We start from the raw sequence: 20003 nt of genomic DNA on the forward strand, positions 1-20003 counted from the left end.
TCATGATTGCAGGCGACTTGCGTCGTTTCGAGATAGAGGATGTTGTTCCCTACAAGGATGGTATTGGGCTCATGGGGCGTTGCATCAGCGGTCCCGTGCGGGTCGGTGATGTGTTCGTCTGTATTGGCAAGATCGAAGCGGAAAGGAACGAAATGGGTGAGGTCGTGGTAAAAAAGCAGCCCGGTATGCCCATCAACATGAAGGTCCTGGAGATTATCTATTTCAATAGATCGGTCGAGGAGTTGGCGGTAGGTTGTTCGGGCGGCCTCTATGTTGTAGGCGAGGGACGTGAATTGCTGGCTGCGCGCCATGAGGTTTCCAGCTCTCCATAGCGTGATCCATGTCGCATGGGCGCTGAGTGCTTCCGTTTGCGGTTGGATGGGGAGCGGGGCAGCGATCGGTTTCAGCGCGCTATTTTGAGGTTTCGATCTGCCCGCCAGGCCCATGTGGAAATGCCGGCGTCGGCGTGCGAGCGCTGACACGTTTCACGAATGAATGCGTATGAGGTCGAGGGTGGCCTTCAACCATTAAAAATTCCAGTTTTCTCCGGTCCGGAATCGGTCATGCGCGGGCAAATTCTATAAATTCACTGTCAAGGTTCCCGAAGGGTTCCAGGGCAAGCCGCCGGAGTTCAAGATCATCGATCCCAAGACCTATCGGCCGGGAACGGTCAAGAGTAACGAGACGTTCTTCGATCCCTACGGGCAAAAGATCCGCTACGAAGGCGGCAAGTGGGTTCCTGTCAAATGAGGTTTTCCATGGCTGCGGTTGATGTTTTCGCCGAGATCGTTCCTGGGAGCGGTGCCGGAGGGTACTTGTTGGGGCAGTAATTCGCGCAGGTACGATCCTCCATAGGAGAATGCGAGGCCTGGCGGAGCGACGAGACGACCTTGGACGATGCGGTTGTGTCCACCGCCGGCTGGCTCTTGGTTACCCAGGACCAGCTGGGCGGTGATCGGTCCGCTGCGACGCTCTATTACGGCAACGGAGCATTGGAGCTGAGTTTCGACGCGCAAGGGGTGCTTGCTTACATACGCGCGTCTTCCGGATACAAGGGGAGCGTATTCGGCGATCTGACGATCGGATCGAGACTGGTATTGATTCAGAAGCATCTCGGTTTGATTTTCGACGATATCGATGAGCTCTTCCGTCCTGGGAGCGGGCAGCCCGTCGGCGGTATCGTCTTTTTCGGAGAAGCGGCTTCGTTGGATGATGAGCCGGAGCAGTTGATTACCGGCATCGCCGTTCATCTGAATTGAGATTCGGCGCTCGCAATGGCCTTGCATGAATCAATGGCGGCTCGGTGCGCACGGATCGTCGCCAGCCGCTAGCGCGGCCCCAAGGACTGTTCGTCGCGCACTTGCGTCGATGGCTCATGTCGTGACGATCGCGATGGCGAAGCGGTGGGCCTTCATGCTTGCTCCTGCGATGAAGGACTCGCGAATCCAAGCGTCAGCGGCGGACGACGGACGTCGTCCGCCGCTGAAAATGCGGTGGGAAGCGATTTAGCCGTGACCCGTGGCGGACGCGATTGCGGTGCTGCGGTTCCTGGCGCCGCACTCAGGCCCGCGAACGACAGCCCGCCAACACCTTACGGACCACTTCGCATCCGCTCTGCACGCGATGCGGAAGCGCCGACGCGAATCCGAACACCAAACCGCCGCGCCCGCTCTCGCCGTATTTCGACAAGGGATGCACGACGATTCCTGCTTCGGCGCACGCCGCGCTGACGGCGCGATCGTCCAGCCCGGCGGCCGCATCGGTGAACCGGGCCGCCACGTGCATTCCGGCCACCGCGGGGCCGAAGTCCAGCCACGGCCGCAAGACCTGCGCGTGTTCCAGGAACGCCAAACGCCGCTGGTCGTACGCCGCCCGCGTCTTGCGCAAATGCCGGCCGAGGTGGCCTTCTTCGATGAACGCCGCCAACACGCCCTGCATCAGCAGCGCGGTATGCCCGTCGGCGATGTGCTTGGCATCGACGAACGCGTCGACCAGCGGCTCGGGCACGATCGCGTAGGCGATGCGCAAGGCCGGGAACAGGATCTTGTTGAAGCTGCCGATGTAAACGACGCGGCCGCGTTCGTCCATGGCCTGCAGCGAGGCGATGGGGCGGCCTTCGTAGCGGTAATCGCCGTCGTAGTCGTCTTCGAGCACGTAGGCGTCGCGCTCGTGGGCCCAGTCGAGCAGGGCACGACGGCGCGATAGCGAGAGTTCGACGCCCAACGGGTATTGGTGCGCGGGCGTCAGATAGGCCAGGCGCGCGTCGGGCGCGGCCGCGAGGCCGGCGGCGACATCGAGGCCTTCGTCGTCGATGGGGACGTCGACGATGTCCAGACCGGCGCTGCGCAGGCCGTGCCGCGCCGGCGGGTAGCCCGGCGACTCGCACCAGGCGCGGTCGCCGGGATCGGCCAGCGCTTTCGCCGCGAGTTCGACCGCTTGCTGCGTGCTGGTCACCACGACGACCTGCTCGGCCGAGCAGCGTACCGCGCGCATCGCCGAGGCGTGCGCGGCGATGGCGCGGCGCAGCGCGGGCAGGCCGTTGCTCGCGCCGTAGTGCCAGTAGTCGTCGCCGCTGCGCGCGGCTTCGCGTTGCAGCAGGCGATTCCAGGTCTGGCGCGGGAACAGGTCGGTCGGCGGCAGCGATGGCGTGAACGGCGTGGCCGCGGCCGGCGCGTAGTGGCCGGGATACACGCGCAGCGCTTCGGCACGGCGCGAAAGCCGGCGAGGAGCGGTGTCCGGGAGCGCGACGCGACTGCTATCAGGACGCAGCGGCGGCGCGTCGCGTTCGGGCAAGCGCGCGGCGACGAAACTGCCGGCGCCGCGGCGGCGAACGATGTAGCCGTCGGCGACGAGTTGGTCGAGCGCCCAGTCGACGGTGTTGCGGGCGACGCCGAGGTCGTGGGCCAGCGTGCGCGCCGACGGCAGGCGCGCCTCGGGCGGCAGCGCGCCGCTGAGGATCGCGGCGCGGATGCGTTCGCCGATGCGCGCATAGGCCGGCTGGCCGGCCTCGGGCTCCAGTCCGGTGACGTCGACGCTGAACACGGAGCCGGCATGCTTGGCCATGCCGATAGCGTAGCCCGCGCGGGCGAGGGCCGCGCATGATGGTTGTCATGACCTCGCCTCGTCGCCGTGCGCACCTGCGCGGGAACCGCCGCGGAGCGCGGATGGCGCGGCGTCTTCGGCCGTGGCGACCGGCTCAGCCGCCGACCCGCGTGTGCTCCATCGTCCAGTTCGTCTCCCACGCCTTGCCGTCGCGCGAGAACGCCTGTTCCCAACGCGCGTGGTCGGCGTCGATGCGGGTCCAGAGGAAGCGCACCTTGACCGGGCGGCCTTCGTCGCTGTCGTCGCCGTAGAACACCCCGCGGTCGCCGTCGAAGCCGCCGGCCACCGGCGGGAACAACTGGCCGGTGCTGCTGTTGATCCAGTACAGGTACCAGCGTTTTTCGGCGAGATTGAACACGCGCACGGTCATGCCCTGCCAGCCCTTGGTCGGGAACGCGCCTTCGTCGAGGTTGACCACGCCGCCCATGCGGCTTTCGCAGCGCAGCGAAGCGGGGAACTCGTCCCAGTCGTCGCTGCCGACCCAGCGCTGTTTCAGGCGGCGGTTGCGGAAGGTCCACTGGCCGACGAAGAAGTCGAAGTCGCGCACATCGCCGGTCGGCAGCGCGATGTCGGTTCCCGGCAAGGTCTTGGCGCCGGCGGCGGCGAAGGCCAGCGGCGACAGACCCAGGGCGGCGGCGCCGGCGCAGGCTTGCCTGAGGACGCGGCGGCGCGACGGGGAGCGGGGTGCGTGCATGCGGGCGGCTCACGAAGACGGGGCTTCACGGTGCGCGTTGCGCGTGGGCTGCGACAGGGCCATTAAGCCGTGCCGCGTCCGGCCAGGATCGCCGCGGCCGCGCGGCCATGGCGCATACTATGGCGCAGGCTGCGCGCCGCCCGTAGTCGCGCGCCTGGTTGTCTCGCCGTCGCAATGCGCCGCTGTTCCCTTCCGCCGCTCTTCGAAACCGAACGCCTGCGATGACCGAAATCTCCCGCCTCGACCGCCTCATCGCGCAACTGCGCGTGCACCTGCGCAAGCAAGGCGGCGCCACCGCCGCGCGCCAGCCGCGACAGGAAGGCGCGCCGGCCCGCGAGGCCGGACGGCAGTCGCCGCTGCAGGCGGTGCAAGCGCTGAAGGCCGCCGGCGTGGGCGACGAGAAGGTGCTGGTCGGGCGCCTGGTCGAGGGGCTGCTGGCCGAGGAGTTCGGCGACGAACTCGCCAATTCGGCCGAGTTCCATCAGACCATCGCGGTGGTGGTTTCGGTGCTGGGCGAGGACGTCGAGGCCTGGGCCTTGTGCCGGGCCTGCGTCGAGGAAGCCTGAGCGCCGCGCTGCGGCTAGCCGTTACGGGCCGCAATAGCTCCACGGGCGCCGCGGGTCAGCGGATCGTCGCCAACGCGCCGAGTTCGCCGCCGCCGCCGCTCTGAGTCGCGGCCTGCGGCGCGGCCGGCGCGACGGCCGCAGCCGCGGCCATCGCGTCGCTCGTGGCGTTCGCGGACGACTGTGCGGCGGCCGGCGCGGGCTTCGCCGCCGCCGCCGCGACCGCCGGCAACAATCCCCACCGCCGCATCACGTCCTGGATCCGGCGCATGTACGCCTCGCCGATCTGCGGCGTTTCCGAGTGATACGCTGCGACCGCCTTCCAGGTGGCGCCGTACTTGTCGACCTTGCGCCGCAACAGCCACGCGCCGACGTAGGCGTTGACGCAGGGGTCGAACAAACGGTCGGGGCCGATGCCGTAACGCGAGAGTTCGCCGCCGTGCACGGTGTTGATGCCCATCAGGCCGATGTCGCGGGTGCTGTTCTTGTTGTGGTTGACCGTCTCGGGTTTCATCCGCGATTCGTGGTACGCGATCGCGCGCAGCACGTGCGGATGCACGCCCTGGTAGCGCGCGGCGTCGTCGATGCAGTCGGCCGCGGCCGGCGCGGACGCCAGCAGCGCGGCCAGCGCCAGCGAGGGCGCCAACGCGCGCCGTCGCGGCGGGAGACGGTGGGGATTCATGCGCGGACTCAGTGATCGCGGCGGTCGAGATAACCGCCGAGCAGCAGGTGGCTGCCGTTGCCGAGATCCTCGTCCGCGCCGTCGCCGGTGTCGTGGTCGGTTTCGGCGACGGCCGGCACCGTGCCGAAGCCGGGCACCGGCGCGGGCTCGTCGGCGGCGACGATTTCGTGCGACTTCTCGATCAGCGACTGCACGAACGGCGACAGTTCGGGATGTTCGCGGTTGCCTTCCAGGCCGCGCTGCAGGAACGCGCGCGCCTGCTCCGGCTGGCCGGTCACCAGCAAGGTCAGGCCGCGGGCGAAGTCGCCCAGCGCTTCGTGCTCGCCGAGCTGGGTCAGCGGGTGCCACACCGCGATCGCTTGCGCCGCGCCGCGATGGCACAGCTCCAGGTAGCCGAGCATGAAGCGCGCCGCGTACAGCTCCGGCGCCATCACCACCGCCTGGCTGAGGTCGGCGAAGGCCTGCGGATAGGCGCCCTGGCTGGCGTAGACCGAGCCGCGCAGCAGCGCCAGGCGCGCATCGGCGGGATGGCGCGACACCGCGGCGTCGAGCAGCGCGAGCGCTTCCTCGTCGGAACGTTGCATCGCCGCCTTGATCGCGTCTAGGGTGTCGTCGTCGCAGGCGATGGGGTAACGGTCGTCTCTCATGTCGTGGTCCGCGATGGGGAATGGGGTTGGATCTTCTCGCGCAGCTGGCTCAGGGCGGCGCGGTGGATCTGCGAGATGCGGCCCTTGCTCAGGCCGAGGATGCCGGCGATCTGTTCGAACGGCAGCGAATGGAAATAGTGGTAGCCCACGACCTTGGCCATGTCCGCCGGCAGGCGGTCGACGGCCTGGCGCAGGCTGCGGCAGGTCTGCTGCCAGGCGACCGCGGCATAGCCGTCGTGGCGGTCGGCCTGCTCGCCGTCGGCGTACATGCCGGTGCCTTCGAGCATGTGGCCGATGGCCAGGCCGACCGCCAGTTCCGACAGCGCGTCGAGCTTGCGTCCGGCGGGCTTGCCGTCGCGGCCGCCGTCCTTGAGCGAACTCAGGCGGTCGCGCTGCAGCCGGCGCTTGAGCGAGATCTGTTCCTGCGCCTCGCTGAGCTGGCGCAGGCCGTCGAGCACGTTGCCGGTGATGCGCGGGGTGCAGAAGGTCTTGAAGCCGGCGCCCTGCTGCGGATCGTAACGGTCCATCGAATCGAGCAGGCCGATGTAGGCCAGTTGCTGGTAATCGCGGAACTCGACCTCGCGGCTGTGGCGGCCGCCGTAGATGCGCGCCGCCAGCGCCTGCGCGTACGGCTGATAGCGCAGGAACAGGGCCTCGCGCGCCGCGGTCGAGCCGTCGCGCCGCAACGCCGCCCACAGCGCCGCCTCCGCCGCGGGCGCGGCGTCGTCTTCGGCGGCGAGGGCGGGCGGCGCGGTCATTTGAAGCTGAGCACCACGCCCTGCAGGATCAGGCTCCAACCGTCCACCAGCACGAACATCAGCACCTTCAGCGGCAGCGAGATCGTCGCCGGCGGAACCATCAGCATGCCCAGCGACAACAGCACGCTCGACACCACCAGGTCGATCAGCAGGAACGGCAGCAGGATCACGAAGCCGATCTGGAAGGCCACGCGCAGTTCGTTGAGGATGAAAGCCGAGGTCAGCTGCAGCATGCCGACCTGCGCCGGTTCGTCCGGCAGCGGCTTGCCGGAGATCTCGTACATCAGCTTGAGCTCGTCCTCGCGCACCTGCCGCAGCATGAAGTCCTTGACCGGCGCGCTGCCCTTGTCCAGCGCGACGTCGAGCGCCATCTGCCCGCTCATGAAGGGTTGGTAGGCCTCGCTGTTGACCTTCTCCAGGGTCGGCAACATGGTGAACACGGTCAGCAGCAGGCCGAGGCTGATCAGCACCGGCGTCGGCGGCGTCTCGGGCATGCCGAAGGCGTGGCGGATCATCGACAGCACGATGATGATGCGGATGAACGCGGTCATCGAGATCACCAGCGCCGGCACGATGCTGAGCAGGGTCAGCACGGTGGCGATGCGCACGCTCTCGCTGGTGCCGCCCTTGAGCGCGCCGAGCACGGCGCCTTGCTGGACGAACGGATCGGGCACGGCCGGCGCCTGCGGCGGCGCGGCGGCCATCGCCGAGGCGGCGGCGAACACGCCCATCAGCAGCGCCAGCAACAGCAGGCGGCGATGGCGGACGGAGAAGGCGGTCATGGCGCGGGCGCTCCGTCGCTGGCGTCGTGGGAAGCGGGCTGCGCGCCGGCGTCGCGCGGCGGCGCGGACGCTACAGGCGCCGGCGCGCCGGCGGGCAGCACGGTCACGTGCACGGCGTTGTCGCGCGTGGTCAGCAGCAGGCGCTGGTCCTGGTAGGCCAGCACGTGCACGGCCGTGCGCGGGTCCACGCGCAGGCTTTCCAGCAGCGCCAGGTCGCGCGCGGGGCCGACGCTGAGCCCGCGGAAGCGCGAGCGCAGCAGGAAGATGGCGGCCACGCCCAGTCCCAGGCACAGGGCCAGCGACAGCGCGACGCGCAGGTAGTCGATCTGCATGGACATAGTTCGGTATCCGGGCCGTCCGCGGCGGCGGACGGCGCGCTCAGGCGGCGCCGAGTTCCTTGATCCGCACGCCGAAACGATCGCCGACCGCGACCACTTCGCCGCGCGCGACCACGCGTTCGTTGAGCAGCACGTCCACGTCCTGCAGCAGGTGCTGGTCCAGGGTCAGCAGCGAGCCGGCCTGCAGCGCCATCAGTTCCTTGACCGTGAGCCGGGCGGTGCCGAGCTGGATTTCGACCTCGACCGCGATCTCGCCGAGCATGTCCAGCGGGATGCGCTGGCCGGGCGGTTCGGCGCCGGCGCGTTCGCCGGCGGGCGCGGCGTGTTCGGGAAGGTCGATCTGCATGATGTCGATTTTGCTGACGCCGAGCGGGGTGTTCATGGGGTTCGCTTCTGCTGGAGGGTGGTGAGCTCGATCGAGAGCCGCTGCTGCGCGCGTCCCGGCCGGCCGTGGGCGATGGTGCGCGGCGCGACGCCGTCGGCGTGCAGGCGCAGCGCGATCGGTTCGTGCAGCGACTGCGCGGTGGTCAGCACGTCGCCGACCGCCAGTTCGCTGAGCTGCAGCGCGGTGAGCCGGCAACGGCCGAGCACGGCCGAGAGCCGCACCGGGTTGTCGCCGAGCGCTTCGGCGCGCGCGGCGGGCGCGGCCGGCTTGGCCGCCGGCGCGGCGCTCAGCGGCCGCGTCCAGGCCAGTTCGGCGGCGCAATACAGGTCGAGCAACTGCGGATCGCGCGCGGTGCCGATGCGCAGGCGCACGCCGCCGGCGGCGAAGCCGGCGCCGTCGCCCGGCAGGGTGCGCTCGAAGCCGGCGCGGGCGCCGGACGCGCTGTCCGCCAGCGCGTCGGCCAGGCGCGCGAGCAGCGCGTCGAGCATCTGCGCCTGCAGCGGCGCGAGCAGCGCTTCGGGCACCTGCGCGTCGGCCTGCGCCGACAGCGCCATCGCCGCCAGCGCATGGCGCTTCCACGCGCCCGGCTCGGTCTGCGCCGCCAGCGAGGCGCCGGCGCGCCAGCATGCGCCGCCGTCGGCGCATGCCTGGCCCGGCGCGAACGCCTGTGCGTCGAGCACGTCGAACGCGCCGGCGTCGAACCATTCGTCCTGCCAGGCGCGCAGCGCCGGCGCCGCGCGCTCGCGCAGCCAATCGGCGTCGGCCTGACCGAGCGGACGCCAGCGCGGCGCCGCTTCGGCGCCGCGCGAGGAAACATCGGCCGCGGCGCTCATCCCTGGCCGCTCTTCATCTGGAACAGCTGCATGATCATCTCGTTGGCGGTGCTGATGACCTGCGAGGACGCCTGGAAGCCGCGCTGGATCAGGATCAGCCGGCCGAACTCGGTGGACAGGTCGACGTTGGAAGCCTCGATCGCGCCCGAGGAGAGCGTGCCGGCGCCCTGCTTGCTGGCGACGTAGGCGGGGTCCGGCAATTGCGAGGCGTCGAACACGCCGTCGCCGAGCTGGATCAGGCGTTGCGGGTCGGCGAAGTCGGCCATCGCGATCTTGCCGAGGGTTTCCTTCTGGCCGTTGGAGTAGTCGATGACCAGCGCGCCGGTGTCGTCCACGCGCATGCCCGACATCGTGCCGGGGCCGTAGCCGTCGGTCTTGGCGACCTTGAGGTCGGAATTGACCGTGGGCCCGAACACATAGGCGATGTTGGCGAAGTCCAGGGTCACCTCGCTGGTCATGCCGTTGCCGGAGGTCACCCGGATCGCGACCTTGTCCGCGCCCGGCTCGATGGTCGAGTTGATGAAGCGGATCTCGCCCTGGCCGATGGTCTTGTTGTCCTTGTCGATCAAGGCCACCTGCCAGCGCGCGGAGTTGTTGCCCAGCGGCGGCGAGATCAGGTCGCGGGTGATCTTGACCGTGGTGACGATCTTGGTGCCGGAGGCGTCGTACATCTCGACGTTGGCGATCGAGAAGGTTTCCGGCGCGGTGCCGGTGGGCGGGTTGTTGCCGCTGCCGGGCTGGTTGGGATTGACGTTGGACTGCAGCCTGCCTTCGATCTTGACCGTGGCGGTCGGCTTGGCCGAACTGGTGCGCAGCTTGTCGATCAGGATGTTGGCGAGCTTGCCGTCGGCGCCGAGCGTGGTCAGCTCCATCTTGCTGCCCTTCTCGCGCACGATGCCGTCGTCGTCGATGACGAACTGGCCGGTGCGCGCGTAGCGCACCTTGCCGTCCTGGAGCAGGGCCAGGAAGCCGGGGCCGTCGATGCCCAGGTCGAGCTGGCCGTCGCTGCGGCGGATCTCGCCCTGCTTGAAGTTGAGCGCGCCGTAGCCGTATTCCACGCCGCTGCCGCCGCTGGCCACGCGCGCCGAATCCGGGCCCTGGCCGAAGAAGCGCTGGCCGTAGTACAGGTCGGAGAAGCGGGGCGTGGTGGTCTTGAAGCCGGGCGTGTTGAGGTTGGCGACGTTGTTGCTGATGGTCTGCAGACCCTTGGAATGGGCGGTCAGGCCGCTCATGCCGATGTAGATGCTGTCGAGCATGTCGGTGGCTCCTTCAGCGCACTTGCACGATTTGGGACAGGGAGGCGTTGGCGAGGAACTCGCCGCCGGCGGTGGTGATGGTCAGTTCCGGCGCGCCGTTCTTGAACGAGACGTTCTTGACCACGCCCGACACCAGCGCCTCGCCCTGCTGCACGTCGACGCTGCGTCCGAGCAGGCCCAGGGTCTGGGTCGCCGATTGCACGCCCAGCAGCTGGTCCATCTTGTCGGTCAGCTGGCGGCTCTGCTCCAGCGAGGTGAACTGGGCCAGCTGCGAGACGAACTCGAAGTTGTCGACCGGCTTGAGCGGGTCCTGGTAGGTCAGCTGGGTCAGGATGATCTGCAGCAGCGACTGCATGTCCAGGCCCAGCGAATCGATGCGCTGCGAGGTGCCGGCGCTGCCGCCGCCGCCGCTGATGGGACTAATCGCCATGTGGTGTTTCCCCTTGGAAAAGGCTTGCGTCGGTTCCGTCGATGGTCAGGCGCATCAGGCGCGCGCCGTGTTCGTGCAGCACGCGCGCCAGCGCGCGCCTGAGCAGGTCCGCGTCCAGCGGGCGGTCCTCGCGCAGGCGCAGCGCCAGGCCGAAGCCGCCGGGCGCGGCGAGCAGGCTGAGGCGGTCGCCGGCGGATTCTTCGCGTTGCGGCGCGGGGTTCGCGTGGAAGACACGCGTGGCGTCGGCGACGGCGTTGTCCGATCCGGTCGCCGCGCCGATGCCCACGCGCGCCGGCGGCGTCGCGACGAAGGCCGCGAACGCGGCGGCGTCGCCGTTGCCGCGCGCGGCCGCCGGCATCGCGACGGCCGGCGCCGCGGTGCTGGCTTCGACGATGTCGCGCAAGCCGTACTGCGGCGTCGGTTCGGCGCCGCCCGCGGGCAGGTCGGGATCGCGCAGGTAGGCGAGCGGACGCACCACCGCCGGCGCGGCTGCGGCGAGCGGCGCGCGCGCACCGGCATGCGGCGTGGGCGCCGAGCCCGGCGCGCCGCCGGCGGCGGCGCCGGACCACATGTCCTGCTCCAGCCGTTGCACCAGTTGTTGGAACGGCCCGCGCTCCTGGCCGCGCGGCGCCGCGCCGTTGGCGGGCGCGGGCAGCGGCGGCGAAGCCGGTGCGGAGATCTTCATGGCGCGGCTCCCTGGGCGTGTGTCGATGTCGCTTCGTGCAGCAAGGCGTTGTGCCGCTCCAGCGCGGCATCGCCGAGTTTTTCCTCGCGCTTGCGCGTCAGCGCGGCGCGTTCGCGCGCGACGTCCGCGTCGCTGCGTTCGGATTGGGTGCGCAGGCGCAGCAGTTCGCGCGCGAACGCGTCGACGGCGTCGCCGGCCTGCCGCTGCGCGACTTCGTTTTCGTCGCAGCGGCGTTGGGCCTCGCCGGCGAGCGAGCGCCAGCCGGCGATCGCGGCCAGATCCAATCCGGCGCCGCGGTCCAACGCGGCCCGCCATTGGGCCTGGAGGCCGTCGCGTTCGGTCAGACTGGCCTGGCAGGCCTGTTGCGCGCGCTGCAGTTCACGGCGCAGCCCAGCCGCGTGCAGCTGCGCCCGATCCAGGCGCACGCGCTGCAGTTGGGCGATGGACTCGAACTGGCGCAGGCGGTCGCGATTCATCGCGCGCTTCCTTCGCCGGCGGCGAGCAATGCGCGCAGGCGCTCGACGCTGGCCGCGGCGTCGTCGGCCTGGCCGCTGTCCTGGCGCAGGAAATCGAGCAGCGCCGGGCGCGTGCGCAAGGCGCGGTCGAGTTCGGGATTCGTGCCGGCCGCGTACAGGCCGGATTCGACCAGGGTGCGCGAGCTTTCGTACAGCGACAGCTGGGCGATCGCGGCCTTGGCCGCGGCGCGATGCTCGGACGAGGTCACCTGGCCGAACACGCGGCTGATGCTGCGCGGCACGTCGATGGCCGGATAGTGGCCTTGTTCGGCCAGCGCGCGGGTCAGCACGATGTGGCCGTCGAGCAGGGCGCGCAGGGTCTCGGTCATCGGATCGTCGATGTCGTCGCTCTCGGCCAGCACCGTCATCAGCGCGGTGATCGCGCCGCCCTGGCGCAGCGCGCCGCAGCGTTCGATCACCTTGGGCAGGGCCGAGAACACGCTCGGGGTGTAGGCGCGGATGGTCGGCGGCTCGCCCGCGGCCAGGCCGATCTCGCGCAAGGCCAGCGCGTAACGGGTGATCGAATCCAGCAACAGCAACACGTGCTTGCCCTGGGCGCGGAAATACTCGGCCAGCGACAGCGCCGCGAGCACGCTGCGCGCGCGCAGGATCGCCGGCTGGTCGGAGCTGGCGACCACCATCACCGAACGCCGGCGCGCCGCGTCGTCGAGCGAATGGCGCCAGAAATCGTCGGCCTCGCGGCCGCGCTCGCCGACCAGGCACAGCACGCATACGTCGGCCTGCACTTGGCCGGCGAGGTCGGCCAGCAGCGTGGTCTTGCCGACGCCGCTGCCGGCGAAGATGCCGGCGCGCTGGCCGACGCCGAGGGTCAGCAGCGCGTCGATCGCGCGCAGCCCGCTGTGCAATGGCGCGCGCGGCGACAGCCGGTCCAGCGCCGAGGTCGCCGCGCCGGCGAGCGGCCAGTCGCGTTCGCAGTCGCCGATGGCGCCGCCGCCGTCGAGCGGCGCGCCCATCGGATCGACGATGCGGCCCAGATAGCCGGGGCCGACCGGCAAGGTCGCGCCGACGCGCAGCGCTTCGACGCTGTCGCCGACGTGCGCGCCGGATACCGCGCCATACGGCGCCAGGGTGATGCGGCCGGTCTCGACTTTGGCCACTTCGGCCAGCAATTCCTGGCCGCCGCCCGCGCGTACCCGGCACAGCGAGCCCAGCGGCAGGCCGGGGCCGTCGGCCTCGATGAAGGTCGGCATGATCCGGGTCACGGTGCCGAGCCGGGTCGCGGTATCGACCCGGCCGATCGCATCGAGCAGCGCGCGCAAGGCCATGTCAGTCGCCCTCGCGCAGTTGCGCGAACGCCGCGTCCAGGCGCTCGCGTTGCGATGCCAGGCCGAGGTCGAGGCGGCCGAGCTTCAGCCGGACCACGCAGCTGCCGGCCGCGCGGGCGGGATCGGCGTCGATCCGGCACGGCGGCAGCGCGCCGTGGCGCGACAGCGCGGCGCGCAGCGCCGGCTGGTCGGGGAAGTCGGCGTCGGGGAAGTCCTGGGCGGAGACTTCCACCGCGAGCACGCTGTCGTGGCTCAACGCGGACAGGTGATGGGCGAGGGTGCGCGCGACCAGTTCGGCGTGGAGCGAGCCGTCGCCGACGATCCGCGCCAACGCCGCCTGTGCCAGTTGCAGCGACCAGTCGCGGGCGACGTCGGCCAATTGCGTCTCGAAGCGCTGCTGCGCGCCGGTCACCGCCTCGGTCAGCGCCTGCACGCGTTCGTCGTAGCGCTGCTGCGCGGCCGCCTGGCCGGCTTCGGCGCCCTGCACGCGGCCGCGTTCGAAGGCTTGCTTCTCGCGGCTTTCGGCGGCCTTGGCCTGGCTCGCCAGTTGCGCCTGCGCGGCGGTCAACGCGTGTTCGAGTTCGGCGATGCGCAGCGCCTGCGCATCGGGCGCGGCGACGGCCGCCGACGCAGGCGTGGGATAGCGCACGGTCGAACGGCGTTCGCCGCTGACCGCGACGGTGCCGGCCTTGATCACGCCGTTTACAGGCGGGCCGTTCAAAGGCGGGCCGTTCACAGGCGGGCCGCTCATGCGCGCGCGCTCCGCCGCCACAGCCGCGACAGGCCGCGCGGCGCGGTTTCCGCCGGCGCCTGGATCGGTGCGGGCGCAACTTCGCGCGCGGCCGCCAGCGCCGCGTCATGCAGGGCCCGGCGCGCGGCCGGGCGCAGCCGCAGCGGCGCGGCCGCGGCGCGCAGGCTTTCGCGCCGTGCCGGGTCCGGCAGCGCCTGCAAAGCGGCCTCGCGCGCGGACGCGTCGAGGCTCGCCAGCACGCTGGCGGCGACGGTTTCGGGCAACTGCGCGAGATAGTGTCCGAACGCGGGCGGAAGCGACGCGGGCGCGGCCTCGGCCGCGGCCTGCGACACGGCCGGCAGCGCGCCCAGCGCCGACTCCGGCAACGAGCCGCTGGCTTCGGCCAGCAACGGCCGCAGTTGCGCCTGTTCGCGCGGATCGAGCTGCGACCAGATCGCCTCGATGTCCTCGATCGAGCATTGGCTCAGACGGCCGACGGTGCGGCGCAGCTCGCGTTCGGACTTGCCGCGCGCGCCGTCAGGGCGGATCGTTTCAAGGCCGGACATGCGCGTCTCCCTGTTCCTGCAGCAGCCGCTTCAGGCGCGCGGCGAATTCCTCGCGCTCGTGCTCGCTGAGCCGGCGCGCGGCGGGCTCGCGCCGGCGCAGCGCGCGCCAGGCGACGCCGCCGACCAGCAGCAACACGCCGGCGGCGCCGAGCAGGGCCGCGTCCTTGGCGGCAAACGCCGTGGCGTTCGCGGTGGCGGCCGAAACCGGCTGCGCGCGCGGCGCCGCCAGCGCGGGCAGCGCCGCAACCGGCGTCGCCGCGGCGGCCACCGGCAGGGCCGGATCGCGGACCACGATCGACACCACGTCGCCGCGCTTGCCATCGATGCCGGCCGAGGCCGCGACCACCGCCTGCACCTTCTCCACCACCTCGGCCGGTTGCTCGCGCTCGAGCACGATCGCCACGCTGAGCCGGCGCACCGTGCCCGGCGCGCTGACGATCTGTTCGAGCACGCGGTTGGTGCGCACCGGCGCGGCCGGCGCCGCCGCCGACGACGACGCGGGCAGCGGCGGCAGCGGATCGGCGGCGCCGGGCGCGGCGGAGGCGCCGGCCACCACAGGCAGCGGCGGCAGCGCGCGCGGCGCCGCTTCGGCCGGCGGCGCGATGCCGGTCTCGCGCGTGGTCTGGACCTGGTCGAAATTGATCTCGGCGTTGACGCTGACGGTGGCGCCGGTCTCGCGCAGCACCCGCGCCAGCTGCTCGGAAATCTTCTTCTCGTAGCTGCGCTCGATCGCCTGCTTGAGCGCGAACTTGGGATCGGAGACGTCGCCGATCTCGTCGGCGGTCGCGGCCGCGCCGCGCTGGTCGAGCACGATCACGTCGCCCGGCGCCATCCCCGGCACCGAGGCGGCGACCAGCTTCTGGATGCCGCGGATGCTGTCCTCGCCGAGCGGCGCGCTGCTCTTGGGGAAGATCGTCACCGACGCCTTCGGCTTGACCTGGTCGCGGCGGAAGATCGACGACTCCGGCAGGGTCAGGTGCACCCGCGCCATGTCCACTTCCTCCAGCGACATCAGCGTGCGCGCGACCTCGCCCTGCAGCGCGCGCTGGTAGTTCACCTTCTGCGCGAACTCGGTCAGGCCCAGGTCGGAGTCCTTGAACAGCTCCAGGCCGACCACGTCCTGCAGGCGCAGGTCGGCGCTGCCGAGCTTGATCCGCGCGGCCTTGGACTCGCCTTCCGGCACCAGGATGGCATTCGCGGCTTCGTCGTAGCGGTAAGGGATCTTCTCCTTCTCCAGCTCCTTGACCACCGCCGCCGCATCCAGCGGCTTGAGCCCGCGGAACAGCACGATGTAGTTCGGGCGCAGCATCAGGTAGCCGCCGAGCAGCAGCGCGAAGATCAGCAGCGACAGCGCGACGGCCACCGCGATCTGGCGTCGGCGCGGGTCGGCCTGCAGGCGCGCCAGCCAGCCGCCGGCGTTTGGGGTGTGCGTGGCGGTATCCATGTCAGAGCTGCATGCGCATCAGTTCTTGGTAGCCCTCGACCAGGCGATTGCGCACCTGCAGGGCGAAATGCAGCGACATGCGCGCCTCTTCCAGCGCGAGCATGACCTGGTGCGGCGGCGCCTGGCCGTCGAGGGCGAAGGCCTGCACGGCGCTTTCGGCGGCCTGCACCGAGGCGTCGGCGTGCATGACGTTGGCCAACAACATCGAACCGAAGTCCTGGCCGGCGGCGTGCGGCGCGGCGGCCGGCGCGGCGGCTTGCGGTGCGGCCGCGGCCGCTTGGGCCGCGCTCAGCGCGGCGATGGCGTCGATGCTCACGGGCTGTTGCCTCCGATGTCCATCGCGCGCATGAACATGCTGCGCGCGGAGTTGTACATGACCACGTTGGCCTCGTAGACGCGCTGGGTCTGCACCATCAGCGCCATCTCGCCGGCGTGGTCGACGCCGGGGTAGGCGACGTTGCCGTCGGCGTCGGCCAGCGGATTGGCCGGTTCGTGCACGGTCCGCGGCGGCGCGGCGGTGGCTTGCACGCCGTAGCTGCGCGCGCCGGCGAGCGCGCCGGGCGCGTGCACGGTGTAGCCGCGCGCGGCGTCGCCGAGCGCCTGCTCGAAGCCCGACGCCGTGTTCGGGCCGGACACCAGCCGCACCGGCTGGTAGCCCTCGACGCCGGCGCCGCGCGCCGAACTGGCGTTGGCCAGGTTCTGCGCGATCACCTCCATGCGCAGGCGTTCGACGTCCATGCCGGAGCGGGCGATGGCGAAAAGCGTATCGCTCATGGCCGTCAGCTCCCGCGGATCGCCAGCTGCTGCATCTGCAGGCTGCGGTTGAGCATGCCGATCAGCATCGCGTAGCGCGCCGAGGTCTCCGAGGCGATGGCGATCTCCTGGTCGATCTTGACGCTGCGTTCGGCCGGGTCGGCCGACGCGGCGACCCGCGGCTGCAACGCCGAGAGCTCGGCGGCGCGCTGCGGCGGCGCCATCGCGGCGGTGGCCTGGGCCAGCTCCTGCAACTGCCCTTCGAAACTCACCCGCACCGGCACGAAGCCGGGCGAGGAGGCGTTGGCGACGTTGTGCGAGGTGGCGACCTCGCGCAGGTGCAGGCCGTCCAGGGCCTTGCTTACGATCGCTTCGAGTACCGGCGATGTCATGGTGGTTCCCCTGTGGGTTCTGTGCGGTGCGTGCGGTTACTGGACGACCAGGTCGGCGTGCAGCGCGCCGGCGGCCTTGATCGCCTGGAGGATGGCGATCACGTCGCGGGTGCCGACCCGCGCGCGGGCGAGGCTGGCGACGAGTTCGGCCACCGTGGTCTGCTTGTAGGTCTGGGCGACGCGCTGGCCGCTCTCGTCCACGTCCAGGCGGCTGTTGCCGACGATCAGGCTGCGCACCGAGTCGTCGGCGACGCCGATGAAGTTGGGTTGCGAGGCGGTGTATTCGGTGTCGATCGACACGCGCAGGTCGCCGTGCGAGATCGTCACCGGCGAGATGCGGGTGTCGCCGCCGGCGGCGACGGTGCCGGTGCGTTCGTTGATGACGACCCGCGAGGCCACGTCGGGCACCACCGCCATCGCCTCGATCGAGGCGACGAAAGCATTGAGCCGGCCCGGATCCTGCGGCGCGCGGATGCGCACGGTTTCCGGATCCAGCGACACCGCCGCGCCGGCGCCGAAGGCCTGGTTGATGCGCGCGGCGATGCGCTCGGAGGTGACCGCGTCGCTGTTCTTGAGCACGTAGTCCACGCGCCCGTCCTGCGCGGCGATCTGCGCGCGCACCGGCACTTCGACCGTCGCGCCCTCGGAGACCACGCCGACCGTGGGGTGGTTCTTCTGCCGCAGGTTGCCGTTGCCGTCGAAGCGGTAGCCGCCGACGGTGACCGGGCCCTGCGCCAGCGCGTAGGTGCGTTTGTCCGGACCGCGCAGCGCGCTCATGATCAAGGTGCCGCCGGCGATGCTGCGCGCGTCGCCGGTCGAGGTGACGTTGACGTCGATCTTGTCGCCGATGTTGGACGTGGCCGGCAGGGTCGCGGTGATCATCACCATCGCCACGTTGCGGCTCTGGATCTGATCGAGCGGCACGGTCAGGTCGAACTGCGACAGCAGGTTTTGCATGGCCTGACGGGTGGCCTGGTTGCGCGGCGCGTCGCCCGAGCCGGCCAGGCCGGTGACGATGCCGTAGCCGACCAGCATGTTGTCGCGGCGGCCGAGGAAGCGGCCGAGGTCCTTCAGCCGCACCGAACCGGTGGCGGCGTCTTCGGCCGCGCGCGCGGCGGGCGCGGCGACGGCCAGCGCGACGGCGAGGCCGAACGCGACGAGAGTGTGCTTGTACACGGCGAAATTCGCGTTCATGAGGTTCACCACAGCCCCAGCCAGCCGAGGATGCGCGGGATCAGACCGGGCTTGGTGCGGTCGCTGACGTAGCCGTCGCCGGTGTAGTCGATGCGCGCATCGGCGATGCGGCTGGACAGCACGGTGTTGTTCTGGCCGATGTCGTTGGGGCGGACCTTGCCGGTCAGGCGGATCTGGGTCTTCTCGCCGTTGATGTTGATGCGCTGCTCGCCGGAGATGGCCAGGTCGCCGTTGGGATAGGTGCCGGTGACGGTGGCGCTGATCTGCGCGAGCAGGTTGCCCGAGCGCTGGATCTGGCCGCGGCCGCCGTAGCGGTCGCCCAGGCCGACGCTGAAGTCCGAGCTGGTGTCGCCCAGGGTCTTGATGTTGCCGCCGATGCCGACATCGGTCTTGGTGGTGGTGTCGGCGGTGTTGCGCGCGCTGGAATTCTCGTAGACCAGGATCGTGACCAGGTCGCCGACGCGCTGGGCGCGGCGGTCGGAGGTTGGCGGCTGGAAGCTTTCCTCGCGGTACAGATCGGCGGCCGCGGCGATTCCCGCGAAGGGCGCGGCGATCGACAGGACGAGCAGCGCGCCGGCCAGCGGCGTGCGGTTGCGGCGGTTCATGGCGTTTCCCCGGGGCGGGACGAAGGCGGAAGCGGAAGCGACGGAAGTGCGGGAACGAAGACGGGATCGGCGGCGGAAGACGGCGCGGTCACCACCGCGCCGTCGGCGAGGGCGACGCGCACCGGCGCGCCGGGCTTGCTGTCGCGCGCGGCGACGCCGCCGCGCGATATTGCGATGGCGCCGTCGCGGTAGATGAGCGCGACCTTGTCGCCCTGGCGCAGATCGGCGAGCAGGGTCGGCGCGACCGGCGCGATCGCCGCGCCGGCGGCGAGATCGGCCGGCGCGCGCACCAGTCCGGCGTCGCGGTCGTAGTGCGCGCGCAGCACGGTGTCCTCGCGTCCGCAGCGCGCGCTGCGCAGGTCCGCGGCGACGAAGGCCTGGCCGCGCGCGACCGCGCGCAACACGCGCATGCAGGCGCGCTCGCCGGCGGGCGCGGGCGCGGCGACGTCCGCCGCGGCGACGTCGACCGCGTCCGCGGCCCGATCCAGGCGCACGCCCGCGGTCGCCGCGGCCGGCGCGGCGGCGAGGACGCACAGCAGCGCGGCGCGCAGGCGCGGCGACGACGGCGGGAGCGCGACGGCGGCCATGTTCAGCGCTTGAGCCCGTTGGCGATGCCCATCAGCTCGTCGCCGATCTGCACCAGCCGCGCGCTGGAGGCGTAGGCGCGCTGATAGATCATCAGGCTCACCATTTCGTCGGCGAGCTTGATGTTGGAGGCTTCGCTGAAGCCCTGCGCGACCAGGCCGGCCTTGTCCTCGCCCGGCACCGAGCGGGTCACCGACAGCGCGTCGTCGGGCAACGCGTACAGGCCATCGCCGAGCGATTCCATGCGTTGCAGGTCGGCCGGCACCGCCAGCTCGATCTGGCCGATCTCCACCGGCGTGCGCTCGTTGCGCAGGGTCGCGGTGACCATGCCGTTCTTGGCGATGTGGATCGCCTCGGCGTCGGCCGGCACCGCGATCATCGACGCCAGCGGCAGCCCGTTGGCGGCGGCGAGGAAGCCGTCGGCGCCGATGCGCAGGGTGCCGCCGCGCCACAGCGTGGTGCGGCCGTCGCCGCCGGCCAGTTCCAGGAAGCCCTCGCCCTGCACGGCGATGTCCATGTCGTTGCCGGTCGGGCGCAGGTCGCCCTGGGCGAACACGTGCAGGGTTGGGTTGGCCATCACCCCGGCGGCGGCGCGCTTGACCTCGTCGGCACCGGCCGCGCCGTTGGCGGCGTCGGCGCTCAGCAGTTCGGAGAACGAGACCGTGCCGCGCTTGTAGGCGGCGGTGTTGATGTTGGCGACGTTGTTGGCGACCGTCTCCACCGCCTTGCCCTGCGCGTCCAGTCCGGTCGCGCCGATATAGAAAATTCCGTTCATCGC

27 protein-coding genes are annotated in these 20003 nt (G+C 70.9%); 3 read left to right on the top strand and 24 right to left on the bottom strand.

Features of this window, described 5'->3' with window-relative positions:
* Positions 1 to 2 precede the first annotated feature (2 nt).
* Positions 3 to 332 (top strand): hypothetical protein, encoded by a 330-nt coding sequence (locus tag RDV84_RS09935; protein ID WP_309153283.1) that lies wholly within the window; start codon positions 3 to 5, stop codon positions 330 to 332.
* 558 nt (positions 333 to 890) lie between these two features.
* Entirely contained in the window at positions 891 to 1259 is a 369-nt protein-coding gene (locus tag RDV84_RS09940) for a hypothetical protein (RefSeq protein WP_309153285.1), read from the top strand.
* A 301-nt stretch (positions 1260 to 1560) separates the two neighbouring features.
* Here the strand turns inward: RDV84_RS09940 and pdxR are convergent, their stop codons facing one another.
* On the bottom strand, positions 1561 to 3063 hold the full coding sequence (pdxR, locus tag RDV84_RS09945; RefSeq protein WP_309153287.1) for a MocR-like pyridoxine biosynthesis transcription factor PdxR: 1503 nt from the start codon (positions 3061 to 3063) through the stop codon (positions 1561 to 1563).
* Positions 3064 to 3196: 133 nt separating this feature from the next.
* Positions 3197 to 3796 (bottom strand): hypothetical protein, encoded by a 600-nt coding sequence (locus tag RDV84_RS09950; RefSeq protein WP_309153288.1) that lies wholly within the window; start codon positions 3794 to 3796, stop codon positions 3197 to 3199.
* Between the two features lie 221 nt (positions 3797 to 4017).
* On the opposite strand from RDV84_RS09950, the gene RDV84_RS09955 reads away from it, so the two are divergent.
* Positions 4018 to 4362 carry a hypothetical protein gene (locus tag RDV84_RS09955; protein WP_309153289.1) on the top strand — a complete coding sequence of 115 codons (345 nt, stop codon included), beginning with the start codon at positions 4018 to 4020 and terminating at the stop codon, positions 4360 to 4362.
* Between the two features lie 55 nt (positions 4363 to 4417).
* On the opposite strand, the gene RDV84_RS09960 is transcribed toward RDV84_RS09955, so the two are convergent.
* The 22 genes from RDV84_RS09960 to RDV84_RS10065 are packed head-to-tail and all read right to left on the bottom strand — an operon-like array spanning position 4418 to position 20000.
* The gene (locus RDV84_RS09960) at positions 4418 to 5041 is read right to left on the bottom strand and encodes a lytic transglycosylase domain-containing protein (RefSeq protein WP_309153290.1); all 624 of its coding nucleotides are present in this window, start codon (positions 5039 to 5041) and stop codon (positions 4418 to 4420) included.
* 8 nt (positions 5042 to 5049) lie between these two features.
* Positions 5050 to 5688, bottom strand: coding sequence for a tetratricopeptide repeat protein (locus tag RDV84_RS09965; protein ID WP_309153291.1), 639 nt, complete (start codon positions 5686 to 5688; stop codon positions 5050 to 5052).
* Complete coding sequence (locus tag RDV84_RS09970; RefSeq protein ID WP_309153292.1) at positions 5685 to 6446, bottom strand: sigma-70 family RNA polymerase sigma factor; 762 nt, start codon at positions 6444 to 6446, stop codon at positions 5685 to 5687. Before RDV84_RS09970 ends, RDV84_RS09965 begins: the two co-directional genes overlap by 4 nt.
* Positions 6443 to 7228: a flagellar type III secretion system pore protein FliP gene (fliP, locus tag RDV84_RS09975; RefSeq protein WP_309153293.1), complete on the bottom strand. Its 786-nt coding sequence runs from the start codon at positions 7226 to 7228 to the stop codon at positions 6443 to 6445. The genes RDV84_RS09970 and fliP overlap by 4 nt, the downstream gene beginning before the upstream one ends.
* Entirely contained in the window at positions 7225 to 7566 is a 342-nt protein-coding gene (locus RDV84_RS09980) for a hypothetical protein (RefSeq protein ID WP_309153294.1), read from the bottom strand. Before RDV84_RS09980 ends, fliP begins: the two co-directional genes overlap by 4 nt.
* A 40-nt stretch (positions 7567 to 7606) precedes the next feature.
* Entirely contained in the window at positions 7607 to 7948 is a 342-nt protein-coding gene (locus RDV84_RS09985; protein WP_309153296.1) for a FliM/FliN family flagellar motor switch protein, read from the bottom strand.
* On the bottom strand, positions 7945 to 8784 hold the full coding sequence (locus RDV84_RS09990) for a FliM/FliN family flagellar motor C-terminal domain-containing protein (protein ID WP_309153297.1): 840 nt from the start codon (positions 8782 to 8784) through the stop codon (positions 7945 to 7947). The genes RDV84_RS09985 and RDV84_RS09990 overlap by 4 nt, the downstream gene beginning before the upstream one ends.
* Entirely contained in the window at positions 8781 to 10040 is a 1260-nt protein-coding gene (locus RDV84_RS09995; protein WP_057949208.1) for a flagellar hook-basal body complex protein, read from the bottom strand. The genes RDV84_RS09990 and RDV84_RS09995 overlap by 4 nt, the downstream gene beginning before the upstream one ends.
* A gap of 13 nt (positions 10041 to 10053) precedes the next feature.
* A complete protein-coding gene (locus tag RDV84_RS10000) occupies positions 10054 to 10470 on the bottom strand; it encodes a flagellar hook capping FlgD N-terminal domain-containing protein (RefSeq protein WP_057949207.1) in 417 nt (138 codons plus the stop codon).
* Entirely contained in the window at positions 10460 to 11155 is a 696-nt protein-coding gene (locus RDV84_RS10005) for a hypothetical protein (RefSeq protein ID WP_309153298.1), read from the bottom strand. The genes RDV84_RS10000 and RDV84_RS10005 overlap by 11 nt, the downstream gene beginning before the upstream one ends.
* Complete coding sequence (locus RDV84_RS10010; protein WP_078997509.1) at positions 11152 to 11631, bottom strand: hypothetical protein; 480 nt, start codon at positions 11629 to 11631, stop codon at positions 11152 to 11154. Before RDV84_RS10010 ends, RDV84_RS10005 begins: the two co-directional genes overlap by 4 nt.
* Positions 11628 to 12956, bottom strand: a complete 1329-nt coding sequence (locus RDV84_RS10015; protein ID WP_309153300.1) for a FliI/YscN family ATPase — start codon at positions 12954 to 12956, stop codon at positions 11628 to 11630. Before RDV84_RS10015 ends, RDV84_RS10010 begins: the two co-directional genes overlap by 4 nt.
* A 1-nt stretch (position 12957) precedes the next feature.
* Positions 12958 to 13707 carry a FliH/SctL family protein gene (locus RDV84_RS10020; protein ID WP_309153302.1) on the bottom strand — a complete coding sequence of 250 codons (750 nt, stop codon included), beginning with the start codon at positions 13705 to 13707 and terminating at the stop codon, positions 12958 to 12960.
* Complete coding sequence (locus RDV84_RS10025; protein ID WP_309153303.1) at positions 13704 to 14252, bottom strand: hypothetical protein; 549 nt, start codon at positions 14250 to 14252, stop codon at positions 13704 to 13706. The genes RDV84_RS10020 and RDV84_RS10025 overlap by 4 nt, the downstream gene beginning before the upstream one ends.
* Entirely contained in the window at positions 14239 to 15696 is a 1458-nt protein-coding gene (gene fliF, locus RDV84_RS10030; protein ID WP_309153304.1) for a flagellar basal-body MS-ring/collar protein FliF, read from the bottom strand. The genes RDV84_RS10025 and fliF overlap by 14 nt, the downstream gene beginning before the upstream one ends.
* A gap of 1 nt (position 15697) precedes the next feature.
* On the bottom strand, positions 15698 to 16012 hold the full coding sequence (gene fliE / locus RDV84_RS10035) for a flagellar hook-basal body complex protein FliE (protein ID WP_198944620.1): 315 nt from the start codon (positions 16010 to 16012) through the stop codon (positions 15698 to 15700).
* Positions 16009 to 16470 carry a flagellar basal body rod protein FlgC gene (locus RDV84_RS10040; protein ID WP_309153305.1) on the bottom strand — a complete coding sequence of 154 codons (462 nt, stop codon included), beginning with the start codon at positions 16468 to 16470 and terminating at the stop codon, positions 16009 to 16011. Before RDV84_RS10040 ends, fliE begins: the two co-directional genes overlap by 4 nt.
* A 5-nt stretch (positions 16471 to 16475) precedes the next feature.
* Entirely contained in the window at positions 16476 to 16841 is a 366-nt protein-coding gene (locus tag RDV84_RS10045) for a flagellar basal body rod protein FlgB (protein WP_309153306.1), read from the bottom strand.
* 36 nt (positions 16842 to 16877) lie between these two features.
* Positions 16878 to 18035 (bottom strand): flagellar basal body P-ring protein FlgI, encoded by a 1158-nt coding sequence (gene flgI, locus RDV84_RS10050; RefSeq protein ID WP_309153307.1) that lies wholly within the window; start codon positions 18033 to 18035, stop codon positions 16878 to 16880.
* A 5-nt stretch (positions 18036 to 18040) separates the two neighbouring features.
* Complete coding sequence (locus RDV84_RS10055; protein WP_309153309.1) at positions 18041 to 18640, bottom strand: flagellar basal body L-ring protein FlgH; 600 nt, start codon at positions 18638 to 18640, stop codon at positions 18041 to 18043.
* Positions 18637 to 19227, bottom strand: a complete 591-nt coding sequence (locus tag RDV84_RS10060) for a hypothetical protein (protein ID WP_309153311.1) — start codon at positions 19225 to 19227, stop codon at positions 18637 to 18639. Before RDV84_RS10060 ends, RDV84_RS10055 begins: the two co-directional genes overlap by 4 nt.
* A 2-nt stretch (positions 19228 to 19229) precedes the next feature.
* Positions 19230 to 20000: a flagellar hook-basal body protein gene (locus tag RDV84_RS10065; RefSeq protein ID WP_057949195.1), complete on the bottom strand. Its 771-nt coding sequence runs from the start codon at positions 19998 to 20000 to the stop codon at positions 19230 to 19232.
* Between the last annotated feature and the right edge of the window lie 3 nt (positions 20001 to 20003).

Origin of the sequence: Lysobacter yananisis (genome assembly GCF_031199375.1) — a bacterium.
GTDB classification, from domain to species: Bacteria; Pseudomonadota; Gammaproteobacteria; order Xanthomonadales; family Xanthomonadaceae; genus Lysobacter; species Lysobacter yananisis.

Excerpts from the sequence above, each read along its gene's own strand:
- RDV84_RS09935 (WP_309153283.1), top strand. The coding sequence starts at position 3 with ATGATTGCAGGCGACTTGCGTCGTTTCGAGATAGAGGATGTTGTTCCC.
- pdxR (WP_309153287.1), bottom strand. The coding sequence starts at position 3,063 with ATGGCCAAGCATGCCGGCTCCGTGTTCAGCGTCGACGTCACCGGACTG.
- RDV84_RS09950 (WP_309153288.1), bottom strand. The coding sequence starts at position 3,796 with ATGCACGCACCCCGCTCCCCGTCGCGCCGCCGCGTCCTCAGGCAAGCC.
- RDV84_RS09955 (WP_309153289.1), top strand. The coding sequence starts at position 4,018 with ATGACCGAAATCTCCCGCCTCGACCGCCTCATCGCGCAACTGCGCGTG.
- RDV84_RS09960 (WP_309153290.1), bottom strand. The coding sequence starts at position 5,041 with ATGAATCCCCACCGTCTCCCGCCGCGACGGCGCGCGTTGGCGCCCTCG.
- RDV84_RS09965 (WP_309153291.1), bottom strand. The coding sequence starts at position 5,688 with ATGAGAGACGACCGTTACCCCATCGCCTGCGACGACGACACCCTAGAC.
- RDV84_RS09970 (WP_309153292.1), bottom strand. The coding sequence starts at position 6,446 with ATGACCGCGCCGCCCGCCCTCGCCGCCGAAGACGACGCCGCGCCCGCG.
- fliP (WP_309153293.1), bottom strand. The coding sequence starts at position 7,228 with ATGACCGCCTTCTCCGTCCGCCATCGCCGCCTGCTGTTGCTGGCGCTG.
- RDV84_RS09980 (WP_309153294.1), bottom strand. The coding sequence starts at position 7,566 with ATGTCCATGCAGATCGACTACCTGCGCGTCGCGCTGTCGCTGGCCCTG.
- RDV84_RS09985 (WP_309153296.1), bottom strand. The coding sequence starts at position 7,948 with ATGAACACCCCGCTCGGCGTCAGCAAAATCGACATCATGCAGATCGAC.
- RDV84_RS09990 (WP_309153297.1), bottom strand. The coding sequence starts at position 8,784 with ATGAGCGCCGCGGCCGATGTTTCCTCGCGCGGCGCCGAAGCGGCGCCG.
- RDV84_RS09995 (WP_057949208.1), bottom strand. The coding sequence starts at position 10,040 with ATGCTCGACAGCATCTACATCGGCATGAGCGGCCTGACCGCCCATTCC.
- RDV84_RS10000 (WP_057949207.1), bottom strand. The coding sequence starts at position 10,470 with ATGGCGATTAGTCCCATCAGCGGCGGCGGCGGCAGCGCCGGCACCTCG.
- RDV84_RS10005 (WP_309153298.1), bottom strand. The coding sequence starts at position 11,155 with ATGAAGATCTCCGCACCGGCTTCGCCGCCGCTGCCCGCGCCCGCCAAC.
- RDV84_RS10010 (WP_078997509.1), bottom strand. The coding sequence starts at position 11,631 with ATGAATCGCGACCGCCTGCGCCAGTTCGAGTCCATCGCCCAACTGCAG.
- RDV84_RS10015 (WP_309153300.1), bottom strand. The coding sequence starts at position 12,956 with ATGGCCTTGCGCGCGCTGCTCGATGCGATCGGCCGGGTCGATACCGCG.
- RDV84_RS10020 (WP_309153302.1), bottom strand. The coding sequence starts at position 13,707 with ATGAGCGGCCCGCCTGTGAACGGCCCGCCTTTGAACGGCCCGCCTGTA.
- RDV84_RS10025 (WP_309153303.1), bottom strand. The coding sequence starts at position 14,252 with ATGTCCGGCCTTGAAACGATCCGCCCTGACGGCGCGCGCGGCAAGTCC.
- fliF (WP_309153304.1), bottom strand. The coding sequence starts at position 15,696 with ATGGATACCGCCACGCACACCCCAAACGCCGGCGGCTGGCTGGCGCGC.
- RDV84_RS10040 (WP_309153305.1), bottom strand. The coding sequence starts at position 16,470 with ATGAGCGATACGCTTTTCGCCATCGCCCGCTCCGGCATGGACGTCGAA.
- RDV84_RS10045 (WP_309153306.1), bottom strand. The coding sequence starts at position 16,841 with ATGACATCGCCGGTACTCGAAGCGATCGTAAGCAAGGCCCTGGACGGC.
- flgI (WP_309153307.1), bottom strand. The coding sequence starts at position 18,035 with ATGAACGCGAATTTCGCCGTGTACAAGCACACTCTCGTCGCGTTCGGC.
- RDV84_RS10055 (WP_309153309.1), bottom strand. The coding sequence starts at position 18,640 with ATGAACCGCCGCAACCGCACGCCGCTGGCCGGCGCGCTGCTCGTCCTG.
- RDV84_RS10060 (WP_309153311.1), bottom strand. The coding sequence starts at position 19,227 with ATGGCCGCCGTCGCGCTCCCGCCGTCGTCGCCGCGCCTGCGCGCCGCG.
- RDV84_RS10065 (WP_057949195.1), bottom strand. The coding sequence starts at position 20,000 with ATGAACGGAATTTTCTATATCGGCGCGACCGGACTGGACGCGCAGGGC.